At 66.9% G+C, this 13,145-nt stretch carries 13 protein-coding genes; 5 read left to right on the forward strand and 8 right to left on the reverse strand.

What is annotated here, in order from left to right; translation table 11 throughout:
* Nucleotides 1-110 precede the first annotated feature (110 nt).
* Nucleotides 111-545 carry an MAPEG family protein gene (locus tag AAC645_RS09020; protein ID WP_340315397.1) on the forward strand — a complete coding sequence of 145 codons (435 nt, stop codon included), beginning with the start codon at nt 111-113 and terminating at the stop codon, nt 543-545.
* Here the strand turns inward: AAC645_RS09020 and AAC645_RS09025 are convergent.
* From AAC645_RS09025 to ilvD, 4 genes are all read right to left on the reverse strand, one after another.
* Nucleotides 542-1,744: a class I SAM-dependent RNA methyltransferase gene (locus AAC645_RS09025; protein WP_340315484.1), complete on the reverse strand. Its 1,203-nt coding sequence runs from the start codon at nt 1,742-1,744 to the stop codon at nt 542-544. The two genes, AAC645_RS09020 and AAC645_RS09025, sit on opposite strands and share 4 nt — an antisense overlap.
* A gap of 5 nt (nt 1,745-1,749) precedes the next feature.
* Nucleotides 1,750-3,117 (reverse strand): NAD(P)H-hydrate dehydratase, encoded by a 1,368-nt coding sequence (locus AAC645_RS09030; RefSeq protein WP_340315399.1) that lies wholly within the window; start codon nt 3,115-3,117, stop codon nt 1,750-1,752.
* Entirely contained in the window at nt 3,114-3,428 is a 315-nt protein-coding gene (locus AAC645_RS09035; RefSeq protein WP_340315401.1) for a hypothetical protein, read from the reverse strand. Before AAC645_RS09035 ends, AAC645_RS09030 begins: the two co-directional genes overlap by 4 nt.
* Nucleotides 3,429-3,522: 94 nt before the next feature.
* Complete coding sequence (ilvD, locus tag AAC645_RS09040; protein WP_340315403.1) at nt 3,523-5,244, reverse strand: dihydroxy-acid dehydratase; 1,722 nt, start codon at nt 5,242-5,244, stop codon at nt 3,523-3,525.
* A 187-nt stretch (nt 5,245-5,431) separates the two neighbouring features.
* On the opposite strand from ilvD, the gene AAC645_RS09045 reads away from it, so the two are divergent.
* Nucleotides 5,432-6,127: a TetR/AcrR family transcriptional regulator gene (locus AAC645_RS09045; protein ID WP_340315405.1), complete on the forward strand. Its 696-nt coding sequence runs from the start codon at nt 5,432-5,434 to the stop codon at nt 6,125-6,127.
* A gap of 16 nt (nt 6,128-6,143) precedes the next feature.
* On the opposite strand, the gene AAC645_RS09050 is transcribed toward AAC645_RS09045, so the two are convergent.
* From AAC645_RS09050 to AAC645_RS09065, 4 genes are all read right to left on the reverse strand, one after another.
* The gene (locus AAC645_RS09050; RefSeq protein ID WP_340315407.1) at nt 6,144-7,265 is read right to left on the reverse strand and encodes an NADH:flavin oxidoreductase; all 1,122 of its coding nucleotides are present in this window, start codon (nt 7,263-7,265) and stop codon (nt 6,144-6,146) included.
* A 178-nt stretch (nt 7,266-7,443) separates the two neighbouring features.
* The gene (locus tag AAC645_RS09055) at nt 7,444-7,806 is read right to left on the reverse strand and encodes a response regulator (RefSeq protein WP_340315409.1); all 363 of its coding nucleotides are present in this window, start codon (nt 7,804-7,806) and stop codon (nt 7,444-7,446) included.
* A gap of 129 nt (nt 7,807-7,935) precedes the next feature.
* Complete coding sequence (locus AAC645_RS09060; protein WP_340315410.1) at nt 7,936-8,625, reverse strand: N-formylglutamate amidohydrolase; 690 nt, start codon at nt 8,623-8,625, stop codon at nt 7,936-7,938.
* Nucleotides 8,622-9,359, reverse strand: a complete 738-nt coding sequence (locus AAC645_RS09065) for an enoyl-CoA hydratase/isomerase family protein (RefSeq protein WP_340315412.1) — start codon at nt 9,357-9,359, stop codon at nt 8,622-8,624. Before AAC645_RS09065 ends, AAC645_RS09060 begins: the two co-directional genes overlap by 4 nt.
* A 63-nt stretch (nt 9,360-9,422) precedes the next feature.
* On the opposite strand from AAC645_RS09065, the gene AAC645_RS09070 reads away from it, so the two are divergent.
* The 3 genes from AAC645_RS09070 (at nt 9,423) to lldD (ending at nt 13,131) form a co-directional block, all read left to right on the forward strand.
* Nucleotides 9,423-11,279, forward strand: coding sequence for a DUF885 domain-containing protein (locus AAC645_RS09070; protein ID WP_340315413.1), 1,857 nt, complete (start codon nt 9,423-9,425; stop codon nt 11,277-11,279).
* Nucleotides 11,280-11,394: 115 nt separating this feature from the next.
* Nucleotides 11,395-11,964, forward strand: a complete 570-nt coding sequence (locus AAC645_RS09075) for a nitroreductase family protein (RefSeq protein ID WP_340315415.1) — start codon at nt 11,395-11,397, stop codon at nt 11,962-11,964.
* Between the two features lie 27 nt (nt 11,965-11,991).
* Entirely contained in the window at nt 11,992-13,131 is a 1,140-nt protein-coding gene (gene lldD, locus AAC645_RS09080) for an FMN-dependent L-lactate dehydrogenase LldD (protein WP_340315417.1), read from the forward strand.
* Nucleotides 13,132-13,145 lie beyond the last annotated feature (14 nt).

The raw sequence follows: 13,145 nt of genomic DNA on the forward strand, positions 1-13,145 counted from the left end.
TTTAACCATGATTTATGTCGCTCTCTGATGAGGACGCAGCCGCGCCCGGCGATCCGGATGGACAGCGTTGCCGCCAGCCGTCAGTCTGCGCAAATCGGGAGGATGGCGAGATGCACACACAGATTTTAGGCGCAGTCATCGCACTGGTGCTGTGGACTTGCGCGATGCTCGCCTGGCTTTTCGCCACCCGCATACCGGCCATCGTGAAGGGACGTATTGTCTATGATCCGCAGCGGCCGGTCAGCGAGTTCATGGACAAGATACCGGCGCGAGCGCGGTGGAAGGCGGACAATTACAACCATCTTCACGAGCAGCCGACGATCTTCTACGCCACCGCGATCGTCCTCGCCCTATTGGGCGCCGGCGGCGGCCTCAACGCGGCGCTGGCCTGGATATATGTCGGGCTGCGCGTGGCGCACAGCCTTGTCCAGGCGCTGTCCAACCATGTGGGTCTGCGCTTCATGATCTTCCTGGCAGCGTCGCTGGTGCTGTTCGTGCTGGCCGCAAGGGCGGCGCTGATCCTGTTGGCGGGTCCGGCTGCCTAACCCGGCACTCGGGCGAACGCGGCGACCAACTCGACATGGGTCGACCAGCGGAACTGGCCGACCGGGGTGATCCGCTCCAGCCGCCAGCCGCCCTCCACCAGGGTACGGGCGTCGCGCGCGAAGGTAGAAGGATTGCATGAAACATAGGCGATGCGCGCGACCTTGGTCGAAGCGGCGAGCGCCGCCACCTGCTCGCGAGCACCGGCGCGCGGCGGATCGAGCACGACCGCACCGAAGCGGTCGAGTTCGTCCGGCTGCAGCGGGCGGCGAAACAGATCGCGATGCTCGACGCCCACATGGCGCTGCGCCCGCTCGCCGGCAGACTTCAGCGCCAGCGCTGCGTCACGCGCGCCTTCCGCCGCATAGACCCGACGCTCGATGGAGAGCGGCAGGGTGAAGGTCCCCAGCCCGGCGAACAGGTCGGCGACCATGTCGGCATCGCCGACGATCGTTTCGACCGCTGCCGCCAAAGCCGCTTCGCCATCCCATGTCGCCTGGAGGAAGCCGCCGGCCGGGAACGCCACGGGGACCCCGCCGAGCGTGACCGTAGCCGGTTCGGGCTCCCACCGCGGCTGCGGACCGTAGCCGTCGTCGACCGAGAGCCGCGCCAGCCGATGTCGCTGCGCGAAATCGTTGAGCGCCTCGACCGCCGCCAGCCCCTCGACTTCAACCTTGTCGAGCAGCAGATCGACGCCTTGGTCGACGAGCGTCATCTGGACGCCGGCGGCACGCCGGTCGCGCAGCATGGGGTGCAGCAATTTACGCAGCGGATCGACCAGCGCGAACAGCGCCGGGTGCAGGATCACACACATCTTCATGTCGACGATGTGGTGGCTTTGCTCCTCATTGAAGCCAATCAGCATCCGCTTGCCCTGCCGCTCGGCGCGAAGCGAGGTCCGGCGGCGCGTCTCGGGCGCCGACAGGATCGCGGGCGCCAGTTCGGGGGCGGCGACTTTCTGCTGGCCCAGCGCGCTGACGATCCGCTGCCCGATGAACTCCGCGTAGCTGGAGTCGTCGACATGCTGCAGCTGGCAGCCGCCGCATTTCGGAAAATGCCGGCACGGCGGATCGATATGATGCGGGCCGCGGACCAGCGTGCCGTCCATAGCGAGCAGATCGCCGGGGGCGGACAGCGGCGAGTGCCGGCCATCCTCGGTAATGCCTTCACCGCGCGCAGCGATGCGGATGATCGGGACCATATCGTTCACAGGCACTCCGCCATTGCCGCGGAAAGATGCCCAATCAGGTCGTCAGCGATCAGTCCCGGACCCGCCAACTCGGCAGCGCGGCCATGCAGCCATATGCCCCCGCAAGCCGCCTCGAACGGTGGGAGCCCGCGTGCGCAGTTGGCTGCGATCAGCCCCGCCAGCACGTCGCCCGTCCCGGCGCTCGCGAGCCAGCCCGGCGCAGGCGCGGCTATCGCGGCCGCGCCATCAGGCGAGGCGACAACGGTGTCGGCCCCCTTGAGCACGACGACAGCGCGCGCTCGTGCTGCGGCGGCACGCGCCCGCTCGATCCGGCTGCCGGGCAGATCGCCGAACAGTGCCGTGAACTCGCCTTCATGCGGGGTCAGCACCGGCAATCCGGCGAGCGGGCCGGTGCCGGACAGCAGCATCAGCGCATCGGCATCGAGGACGAGCGACTTGCCGCTCGCCAGCGCTGTCTCGAGCAATGCCCGACCCGCCGTATCGCGGCCAAGCCCCGGCCCGGCCAGCACTGCGCCGACCCTCCGATCGGCAAGCAATTCACCCAGGTCGACATCGCGTCGAACGATCGCGGCAGGCCCGCCCGATCCGCGGCCGGCGAGCGTCACATAACCGGCGCCGCCGCGCTGCGCCGCCATCGCCGCCAGCAGCGCTGCACCCGGCATGGCGCCCTCGGCGACGACGACATGGCCGCGGCTATATTTATGATCGGCTGGTCCCGGCGCGGGAAGATGCGGCCGCGCGATTTCGACGAGCAGCGATTTCCCGGGAATGCCGATGTCCGCCACGACCAGCCGACCCATCAGCGCTGCAGCCGGCTGCAGCCGGTGCGCCGGTTTGAGGACTGCCAGCGCGACCGTCACGTCATATCGGATAGCCGGCCCGAGCAGTGCGCCGTCGTCGGTGCCGACGCCGCTCGGCAGGTCGACGGCTATCCGCCGCGTTGCCGCTTTCGCCAGCCGCGCCAACGGCTCCGCCACCGCTGCGTCGAGCGGCCGCGCCAGACCGGTGCCGAACAGCGCATCGATGATCACCGGCGCGGGCTGCGCGTCCGCCAGCGGCTCGACCACTCCGTCCCAGCGCGACCGCATGGCGCGCGCAGCGTCGCTCCTGGGCTCACTGCTGGCTGCAACGCGTACGCTGACGCCCCGCGCCTTCAGCAACCGCGCGATCACATAGCCGTCGCCGCCATTATTGCCGGGGCCGCACAGGATCAGTGTGGGCGCGCGTCCCGCATAGCGCCACGCCACGTCGGCGACCGCGCTGCCGGCGCGCTCCATCGCCTGTTCAACCGTGACGCCCTGCGCGAACACCGCCGCCTCGGCAGCGCGCGTTTCGGCGGCAGTGAGGATCGGCCGTCCAATCACGGCACGATCCGCGCGGGCAACCGATAGACGGCGCCGCCCGCGGCCACGTCGATGCTGTCTTTGCCTGGCTTTACCACGACAGGCTCAGCGCCGTCAGCCGCGATCACGCCACGACCGTCCTTGACGACCAGCAGCCGGCGGAACCCGCCGTCGGGCATGCGCGCCGTCAGAACGACACCATCGGGACTGCGCATCCTGTCGACCGTACAGACCTGGTCGAAGCCGCTCTTGCCGGGTAGTAAGCAGGCAATCGGCTCGCCGGCGATCCTGCCGCTATCGGCTGGGCCGCAGCCGGCCAGCAGCGCAAGCATTGCCCCACTCGCCGTCCGTAGCTCTTTCACACCAGGAGGGTGCGCCTTCATCTACGCAAAGGTCCACCGAAGCTGGGATGACGGTGCTCCAAGTTCAGATATCCGCGAACATGTGAGTCTCGGCCTTGCCGCCGGGATGGGTGACCGCGCCCGCCCAGGCCGGTCCGACATTCTGAGCATAGCGCCACAGCGCGCCCGACTGATAATCGTGCTGGCGCGGTTGCCATTTGGCCTTGCGCGCCGCCAGCACGTCGTCTGGCACGTCGAGGTCGATCGTCCCAGCCGTCGCGTCGATGCGGATGATGTCGCCATTTTCGATCAGCGCGATCGGCCCACCGGCCGCCGCCTCCGGCCCGACATGGCCGATGCAGAAGCCGCGCGTCGCCCCTGAGAAGCGCCCGTCGGTGATCAGCGCAACTTTCTCGCCCATACCCTGGCCGTAGAGCGCCGCGGTGGTCGCCAGCATCTCGCGCATTCCGGGGCCGCCCTTCGGCCCCTCGTAGCGGATCACGATCACCGAACCCTCGATGATCTGGCGCGCCTCGACCGCCGCGAAGCAATCCTCTTCACAGTCGAACACCTGTGCGGGGCCGGTGAACTCGAGCCGCGCCATGCCGGCGACCTTCACGATCGCCCCGTCTGGCGCCAGCGTGCCGCGCAGGCCGACGACGCCACCGGTGGGTGTGATCGGCGTCTTGACGTCGTAGATCACCTTCTGGTCGGGATTCCAGGTGACCTCGTCGATATTCTCGCCCAGCGTCTTGCCGGTGACGGTGATGCAATCGCCGTGCAGCAGCCCTTCGCTCAGCATCGTCTTCATCAGCATGTAGACGCCGCCGGCATTGTACATGTCCCTGGCGACATATTTGCCGCCCGGCTTGAGGTCGGCAAGATAAGGCGTGGTCTTGAAGATCTCGGCGACGTCGAACAGCGAGAAGTCGATCCCCGCTTCATGCGCCATCGCGGGCAGATGCAACCCGGCATTGGTCGAGCCGCCGGTCGCAGCGACGATGCGCGCGGCATTCTCGAATGCGTCGCGGGTACAGATGTCACGCGGGCGGATATTCTTGGCGATCAGGTCCATGATCTGGCGCCCGGCGGCGCGGGCGAACTCGTCGCGGCCGCGATAGGGCGCGGGCATCATGTTCGAGTTGGGCAGCGACAGGCCGATCGCTTCGCCAACGCAGGCCATGGTGTTGGCGGTGAACTGGCCGCCGCACGCACCATGGCCGGGGCACGCCGCCTTCTCGATGGCGGTCACTTCCGAGAGCGGGCATGCATGGGCCGAATAGCGCCCGACCACCTCGAACACATCCTGCACGGTCAGGTCGCGCCCCTGGTAGGTGCCGGGCAGGATCGAGCCGCCATAGACGAAGATCGACGGCACGTTCAGGCGCAGCATCGCCATCATCATGCCGGGCAACGACTTGTCACATCCGGCGAAACCGACGACGGCGTCGTAGCAATGGCCGCGCACCGACAGTTCGACCGAGTCTGCGATCACTTCGCGGCTCACCAGCGAAGACTTCATCCCCTGATGGCCCATTGCGATGCCGTCGGTGACGGTGATGGTGTTGAACCGCCGCGGCGTGCCGCCCGCCTCCATCACGCCTTCCCGGCAAACGTCGGCCTGCGCGTCCAGCGTCGTGTTGCAGGGCGCCGAGTCGTTGCCGGCCGAGGCGACTGCGACGAACGGCGCCGCAATCTGCTCCTCGGTCATCCCCATCGCATAATAATAGCTGCGCTGCGGCGCCCGCTCGGGGCCGACCGAGACATGGCGGCTGGGGAGCTTCGACTTATCGAATGTCTGCGTCATCGGGACTTCCTTGGTTGCGCGGAGCGCTCTAGGCGCTGCGGGGCGGTCGAGGCAAGGCCCCGGCAGGACGAGCTGCCAGAGCGCCTAACGACCTCGAGCGGTTTCAGGCCGACCTGGATGGCGTAATCACCGCCAGGGGAACCTGGCAGCATTATCGGCAGCGACATTCCTATGGTAGGAGGGCGACATGAAATCCCTGCCTTCCATATTCCGATTCGATGAACCGATGCCCATCGGCATTCCGATGGACGGTCGCATAGGCCATGCCTCGCCCAAGCGTGCCGCCATCCTGGCAACCACGCGCAGCATCATCGGTGAGTCCGGATGCGATCAGGTGAAGATGAGGATCGTCGCTGAACGAAGCGCGGTCACGCCGGCGACCATCTACGCACTGGTCGGAAGCCGGCACGACCTCCTGCACGGCGCGCTCCAGGAGGGTTTGCGCGTGAAATTCTCGATAGCAGATCGACGTGCGCTGTTGGAGGACGTCAACCCCTGCCTCGCCTTCGTTGCGACCAAGCTCGACGCGATCGAATCCAGCCCAGGCTATTACCGCCAGATCGATCGGGGATCGCGGCTGGCGATGCTCGATGGCTCGACCGTGCGGATGATCCTAGGTTCGATCGAGCGACAGTTCCTCACCTGGATCGAAGCCATGCAGGCACAGGGCGAGTTGAGCTTGCCTCGGGACATCGCGCTCCCCACCATCGCCAAGACGCTTGCGCACCAGTTGAACATCCCCATCGCTGGTTGGGCGGCGGGGGAATATGGCCTGACCACCCTGAGATCCGATCTGATCGCAGCGATGACCCTCCCGCTTTTCGCCATTGCAGGCGAAGCGGAGAAGGCGCGGATGAACCGCTGGCTCGATCGCAGCGCCTGAGCCGGGGCTGTACCTGTCAGGCGAGGGTAGCCAAAAGTCCCACATCGAATGGGTGCAATTCGTCGTAGCGCCCGTCGCGCACCTTCACGGGCCAATCCGGCTCGGCGATCAGAGCCCGTCCGACAGCAACGAGATCGAAATCACCGCGGGCATGCATCTCGAACAGCCGGTCGAGATTGGCGACGCCGGCGACTACGCTCGGATCCACTCCGGTTTCGAGAAGCTCGCGATCGAGCCCGACCGATCCGACAGTGATCGACGCTTTGCCAGTGATCTTCTTGGCCCAGCCGGCGAGATTGAGATCGCTGCCGTCGAACTCCGGCTCCCAGAACCGCCGTTGCGAGGCATGAAAGATGTCGACTCCGGCATCGGCGAGGGGAAGCAGAAATTGCTCCAGTTCCTGGGGTGAATGAGCCAGCCTGGCGCCGTAATCCTGCAGCTTCCATTGCGAGAAGCGAAGGATGATGGAGAAGTCCGGACCAACCGCCGCCCGGCATGCGCGGGTCATCTCGACCGCAAAGCGCACTCGACCGGCAATGTCGCCGCCCCAGCGGTCCGTCCGCCGGTTGGTCTCATGCCAGAGGAACTGGTCGACCATATAGCCATGGGCGCCATGGATCTCGACACCGTCGAAGCCCAGCTTCCTGGCTGTCGCAGCCGCCGTAGCATAGGCCTCGATCACGGCTTCGGCGTCGTCGTTGCTCATCCCCTCGGCGATCTTGTCGCCAACCGCTACATAGCCGGATGGACTGACCCGTCCCGAAAAGTCTTCTTCGACATCGTCATAGACATTCGACGCCTTCGGCCGATGGGTCAGCCCGACGTGCCAAAGCTGCGGCACGATCCGCGCACCGCCTGCATGAACCTCGCGGACGACCTCCGCCCAGCCTGCAAGCGCGTCCTCGCCGTAGAAGCGAGGCGCATTTTCTTCGTTGGATGCTCCGGGATGCGGAATCCACGTGCCCTCCGTGATGATGAGGCCGACGCCACCTTCCGCACGGCGTCTGTAATAGGCCGCCACGTCCGGCCCCGGAACGCCGCCGACCGAGAAGGTACGCGTCATCGGCGCCATCGCGATCCGATTGGGCAGGGACAGTGAACGATTTTCGAAGGGCTGGAAAAGGCTTTGATTGCGCATATTGACCTAACAGACTGATGATGTTGACTCTCGGGCACCGCTGTAAGCTGCGTCTATCGATGCTTCATCGTCTATCGCTATAACAGATGCGCCGGAGGTTATAGCATCCCTCGCTTGAGTCTCGCCCGCCGAAGCGAATATCCCCGGGCGGCGCGGGGACAGGGCGAGCCTGTTCGGATCACATCAGTTGCTCCAGGGCAGCCAGCAGGCGCCGCTCGCTGGTTGGCTTGCCGGCATTGGGCGCTCCGGCGAGAGCATCGCCCCCGAAATGCTCGGGCTGGGCGTAGGCGCTTGCCACGGCGAAGGGCACGCCGCGCGCTTTAAGGGCCTCGGCTACCGGCGTGATCAGTTCATCTCCCAAATGGACGTCGAGCAGGGCGACCGTCGGCAGTTCCTCTTCGATCAGGCGGAGCGCGGCATTCACCGTGGCCACAGGCCCGATGGCACGCCAGCCGCGGCCCTCGACCCACAGCCGAAGATCCATCGCGATCAAATACTCATCCTCGACGATCAAAACCGTCTTCTGCATGCCAGCCGCCATTTCAGGAGAGATGTCTCCTAAAAGCGGATGACGTTCTCGACCGCAAAACTATCGACTGCATAGACCTGTTCCAGCTTCTGCGGAAGCCCCCGGGGCAGCCATCCTTGCCGACGGGAGGGAGCCGGCGGCCTAGAAGCGACTGGCCACTTTGCCGATCACAGGCGCCAGCTTCTCCGCCCATGTCTCCGCGCCTGCATCGTCGCCGATCAGGTCCTGTCGCACCTCCAGCCCCAGATAGGCTATGCCGTTCCCTTCGGCATGCAGGTTCATCGTCGCGTTCAGAACCTTGCCCGAATAGGGCTCATTGTCGCCTGTGACGACCCCTGCCTCGCGCAGCGCTGCGATGCCCGGCCGCGCCGCGCGGTCATCCTGATTATACAGCACCCCGACCTGCCACGGCCGCTGCTCCTGCGGCCGGGTCGCGAGTTGCGGTGTGAAGCTGTGAAGCGAGATGATCAGCCGCGGGCGATCCGCGGCGACGCGCACGGCGATGCCGCTATGATAGGGGCGCCAGAACCGCTCGACCCGCGCGCGCCGGCCGGCTTCGTCGAGCAGGGCGTTGCCCGGGACGGCGAAGCCGTCGCTCTCGATCGGGATCAGGCCGTGCGCGTCCTCCTCGCGGTTGAGGTCGATCACCAGCCGCGACACCGGGCCGAAGATGCCTTCCATCCCGAGCCGAGCGCAGAGCAGCCGGCCGAGCGGTTCGACGCCGATGTCGATCGCCATATGCTGGTCCAGCAGCGATGGATCGACATCGAGGTCGATGTCGTCGGGCACATGATTGGATGCGTGATCGGCGACCAGCAGCAGCCCGCTCATCCGGCGAACACCGGCCGGCGCCGGGCGTGGAAGGCCGCGACGCCTTCGAGGAAATCGTCGCCGCCGAACGCGTCTTCAAACAGCCGGTCGGCGTCGATATCGTCGGCGAGGATCCGCTTGAGCCCGGTGACGCTCGACGCCGAGTTGACCGAAATCGTCTCCGCGAGCGACAACGCCGCCTTGTCCGCGATTGGCGCTCGCTCCTCGACCAGCCCGATCGCCAGCGCCTGATCGGCGTCGATCGTCATGCCCGACAGCAGCAGCCGGGTGGCCTGGCCGGATCCGACCAGCGCCTTCAGGCGCGCGACATCGCCGGCCGGATAGACGATGCCGACCTTCGCCGGGGTAATTCCAAACGCCGCCTTTGCGCCCGCGATGCGCATGTCGCAGGCCAGCGCCAGCGCCACGCCCGCACCATAACAGCCGCCGTCGATCGCAGCGATCGTCGCGATCGGCAGCGCCGCAAGCGCATCGAAGGTCGTCGCCATGCCGGTGCGAAAGCGGGTTCGCATCGCCGGATCGGCGCCAAGTGCCTTGAGATCGCCGATGTCCGCGCCGGAGCAGAAGATCCCTGACGCCGCGGACCGCAGGATCAACACCCTCGCCCCGGATGCGGCGACCTCCGCGATCGCAGCGGACAGTTGCCCCCAATGCGCAATGGCGATGGCATTGCGGGCTGCAGGCCGGTCGAGGTTGATCCGCGCGATGCGGCCGATCGAATCGATGGTGAACATCCGCCGACTGTTGCCGTTCCGCGCCGAAAATGTCACGACATCGCACGACATATGGAATCCTCGATGGCCCCAGCTGTTTCGCGCCGCCAGTTCGGGTATCTGCTCGGCAGCGCCGCCATCGTCCCAGCCTTGCCTGCCAGTGCCGGATCAGGCCGCCCAGGCCCCTGCCCGATCATCACGCCGATCGACGCGATCGCCGACGATCTGCTCGATCACACGCCGGAAACCGGCTGCTATGGCGGCGTGCCGCGCTCTGCCGGCGGCGGCCCGCTCGCGCGGCGGATGGACGATTATTCGCCCGAAGGGGAAGCAGCCTGGCGTGCCGCGCTCGGTGCGGCCGGCGCGGCGATCGAGCGCATCGACTGCAGCGGCGATCCACTCGGCACGCTGCGGCTGCGCATTGCCGCCGCGGTCATCGAAAACGGCACGCGTTCGGCCGCAATCGGCTATGGCCGCCCCAACCCCTTCTGGTTTTCCGGGCACGAACCCTACATCGTCAATCAGCTTTCCGGCCCCGCGGTCAACACGCCCAATGTGATGATGGCGCAGCAACCGCTGTCGACGCCCACCGAAGTCGACGCCTGGCTGGAGAAGCTCGACGGTTTCACGCCAGGCTTCGCGGGCGTCGTCGAGAAGACACGTTCGGACCAGGCGCTCGGCTGCATCCCGCCGAGAGTGCTGCTCGAAAAGGCCCTGCCCGTGCTCGAGAACTTCCTTGCCGGCCCGCCCGACAGCCATCCGCTGATCGTGGCGCTGCGCGACCGCATGGCGACCGCTGGGCTGGACAGCCGCATCCGCGCCGCCGCCGAACAGCGCGCGATCACCTCGCTCGAAAAGCGCGCGCGTCCCGCCTATGCGAAGCTGCGCGCGCGCGTTCGGGACATGCTCCCCGACGGGCGCGAGGAGGCCGGGATCTGGGCGCAGCCGGATGGCGAGGCGCTCTATGCCGCCAACATCCGTTCGGTCGGCGACAGCCCCTTGTCGCCCGAACAGATCCACCACCTCGGCCTCGATCAGGTCAAGCTGGTGAGTTCACGGCTGGACGCCCGGCTGCGACAGATCGGGCTGCGCAAGGGCACGCTACGCCAGCGGCTGGATACGCTGGCCGCCGATCCCCGGCAGCGTTTTCCCGACACCGCACAGGGCCGCCAGCAGGTCCTCGATTATCTCCGCGCGCTGGTGGCGGGCATGGAGGCGCGCCAGCCGAGCTTCCTGCCGCGCGCGATGATTCCCACCCAGCGGCTCGAGATCCGCGCGGTTCCGCCGGCAACGCAGAATTCGGCGCCCGGCGGCTATTATGACGGCCCCTCGCTCGATGGTTCGCGGCCCGGCGTCTACTGGATGAACCTGCGCGATATGGCCGGCATACATCGTTATGCGCTGCCGACGCTCAGCTATCACGAAGGCGTGCCCGGTCATCACACCCAGGGCGCCACCCTCTTGTCCCTCCCGCAGGCGCCGCTGCTGCTAAGGATCGCCAGCTTCAATGCCTATCAGGAAGGATGGGCGCTCTATGCCGAACGGCTGGCAGGCGAACTCGGAGCCTATGCCCGCGACCCGGCGGGCGATGTCGGGCGGCTCGCCGACGATCTGTTCCGTTGCGTGCGCCTGGTGGTCGACACCGGCCTGCATCAGCTAAGATGGACCCGCGAGCAGGCCATTGCCTATATGCAGGCGAATAGCGGCTCGCCGACGAGCGAGGTCGTCGCCGAAGTCGAACGCTATATGGCCTGGCCGGGCCAGGCGCTTGGCTACAAGCTGGGGCAGTTGCGGATATTGTCGTTGCGAGACCGTCTGAAGGCGCGGCTCGGCAGGCGTTTCGATCTCCGGCAATTCCATGCGATGGTGCTGGGCAACGGCGCCATGCCAATGGATCTGCTCGAAACCGTCGTTCTGCCACCGGTGAAGCGGCGGGGCTGATCCTGCAGCGGCGGTCGCTGCGCGAACGAAGCGTTTCCATTACCGCGATGGTCTGCACCCGTGCCTGCCGATAAGCTTCGCCAGGTGTTGAGCCAACCGCCCAAGGAGATACCGCATGAACGACCGCACCACCGACAGCCAGGTCGATCGCCTGTTCCTCGACCGCTGGTCGCCGCGCGCGTATGACGCATCGTCGCTCGATGAGGCCGAACTGCGCGCGCTGTTCGACGCGGCGCGCTGGGCGCCCTCCTCCTTCAACGCGCAGCCATGGCGTCTGCTCTACGCGGTGCGCGGCGACGCGAACTGGGACCGCTTTCTCAACTTGCTCGTACCGGGCAACCAGGCCTGGGCGAAGAACGCTTCGCTGCTGATTTTCTTCGTGTCGGCAACGACATCTCACGACCGGCCGTCGCACACCCACAGCTTCGACACTGGTTCGGCCTGGATGTCGCTGGCGCTGCAGGCGCAGCTGATGGGGCTCCACGCACATGGCATGGCAGGGATCGACTATGACGCCGCGCGGATTGAACTCGGCGTGCCCGACGATTTCCGGATCGAAGCGGCTGCGGCGGTCGGACGCCAGGCCGATCCCTCGATCCTGCCCGAAGCGCTGCGCGACAAGGAGAGGCCCAGCGGCCGCAAGCCAATCGAGGAGGTGGCCTTCGCGGGAAGCTTCGTGGCATAGCCGGCCGATGACCCGCCTGGCACAAGCATGATCGCAGCCTCTGCAATCGACTATCGCGAACTGGCCCGGCGACGGCTGCCGCGTTTCCTGTTCGATTATATCGATGGCGGCGCCTATGCCGAGGTGACACTGCGGCGGAACGTCGCCGATCTCGAAGACGTCGCGCTGCGCCAGCGGGTGCTGCGCGACGTTTCGCAGCTCGATCTCGGCACGACATTGTTCGGACAGAAGCTCGCGCTGCCGGTGGCGCTCGCGCCGATAGGGCTGGCCGGGCTGACGGCGCGCCGTGGCGAGGTGCAGGCGGCGCGCGCGGCCGAGGCCGCCGGTATCCCCTTCACCCTGTCCACGGTCTCCGCGTGCCCGCTGGCCGAGGTGACGCGGAGCGTCGCGGGACCGATCTGGTTCCAGCTCTACATGATCCGTGACCGCGGCTTCATGCGCGATCTGCTCGCGCAGGCGGCAGCGGCCGGTTGCTCGGCCTTGCTGTTCACGATCGACATGCCGGTACCGGGCTCGCGCTATCGCGATTATCATAGCGGGCTTGCCGGCGCGGCCGGGCTTCGCGGGCAACTTCGCCGGCTGTGGCAGGGGGCGATGCACCCTCGCTGGGCCTGGGATGTCGGCATGATGGGTCGCCCGCACCAGCTCGGCAACGTTGCGCCGCTGCTCGGCAGGAAGAGCGGCATCGAGGATTTCTTCGCCTGGTTGCGCGCCAACTTCGATCCGGCGATCCACTGGCGCGACCTTGAGTTCATCCGGTCGGAATGGCAGGGACCGCTTATCCTCAAGGGCATCCTGGATCCGGACGATGCGCGCGAGGCGGTTCGCAGCGGCGCCGACGGCATCGTCGTCTCCAATCATGGCGGACGGCAGCTCGACGGGGTCTTGTCGTCCGTCCGCGCGCTGCCGCCGATCGTTGACGCGGTTGGAGACGACATCACCATCGTGGTTGACGGCGGGGTCCGCTCGGGGCTCGATGTCGTGCGCATGCTCGCGCTCGGCGCGCGGGGCGTGCTGCTCGGCCGAGCCTGGGCCTATGCGCTTGCCGGCGGCGGACAGCGCGGCGTCGCGCATCTGCTGGCGCTGATCGAAGCCGAGATGCGCGTGGCGATGGCGCTGACCGGCGCCACATCCATCGCCGCGATCGATCGCACTATTCTGGCCTGAGCGATCTGCCCTTT

Origin of the sequence: Rhizorhabdus argentea (genome assembly GCF_037861105.1) — a bacterium.
Lineage (GTDB): Bacteria > Pseudomonadota > Alphaproteobacteria > Sphingomonadales > Sphingomonadaceae > Rhizorhabdus > Rhizorhabdus argentea.

What these genes read in the sequence shown, in the direction of transcription:
- ilvD (WP_340315403.1), bottom strand. Translation starts at nt 5,244, where the DNA reads ATGACGCAGACATTCGATAAGTCGAAGCTCCCCAGCCGCCATGTCTCG.
- AAC645_RS09055 (WP_340315409.1), bottom strand. Translation starts at nt 7,806, where the DNA reads ATGGCGGCTGGCATGCAGAAGACGGTTTTGATCGTCGAGGATGAGTAT.
- AAC645_RS09045 (WP_340315405.1), top strand. Translation starts at nt 5,432, where the DNA reads ATGAAATCCCTGCCTTCCATATTCCGATTCGATGAACCGATGCCCATC.
- AAC645_RS09065 (WP_340315412.1), bottom strand. Translation starts at nt 9,359, where the DNA reads ATGTTCACCATCGATTCGATCGGCCGCATCGCGCGGATCAACCTCGAC.
- AAC645_RS09035 (WP_340315401.1), bottom strand. Translation starts at nt 3,428, where the DNA reads ATGCTTGCGCTGCTGGCCGGCTGCGGCCCAGCCGATAGCGGCAGGATC.
- AAC645_RS09070 (WP_340315413.1), top strand. Translation starts at nt 9,423, where the DNA reads ATGGCCCCAGCTGTTTCGCGCCGCCAGTTCGGGTATCTGCTCGGCAGC.
- AAC645_RS09025 (WP_340315484.1), bottom strand. Translation starts at nt 1,744, where the DNA reads ATGGTCCCGATCATCCGCATCGCTGCGCGCGGTGAAGGCATTACCGAG.
- AAC645_RS09020 (WP_340315397.1), top strand. Translation starts at nt 111, where the DNA reads ATGCACACACAGATTTTAGGCGCAGTCATCGCACTGGTGCTGTGGACT.
- lldD (WP_340315417.1), top strand. Translation starts at nt 11,992, where the DNA reads ATGATCGCAGCCTCTGCAATCGACTATCGCGAACTGGCCCGGCGACGG.
- AAC645_RS09075 (WP_340315415.1), top strand. Translation starts at nt 11,395, where the DNA reads ATGAACGACCGCACCACCGACAGCCAGGTCGATCGCCTGTTCCTCGAC.
- AAC645_RS09060 (WP_340315410.1), bottom strand. Translation starts at nt 8,625, where the DNA reads ATGAGCGGGCTGCTGCTGGTCGCCGATCACGCATCCAATCATGTGCCC.
- AAC645_RS09050 (WP_340315407.1), bottom strand. Translation starts at nt 7,265, where the DNA reads ATGCGCAATCAAAGCCTTTTCCAGCCCTTCGAAAATCGTTCACTGTCC.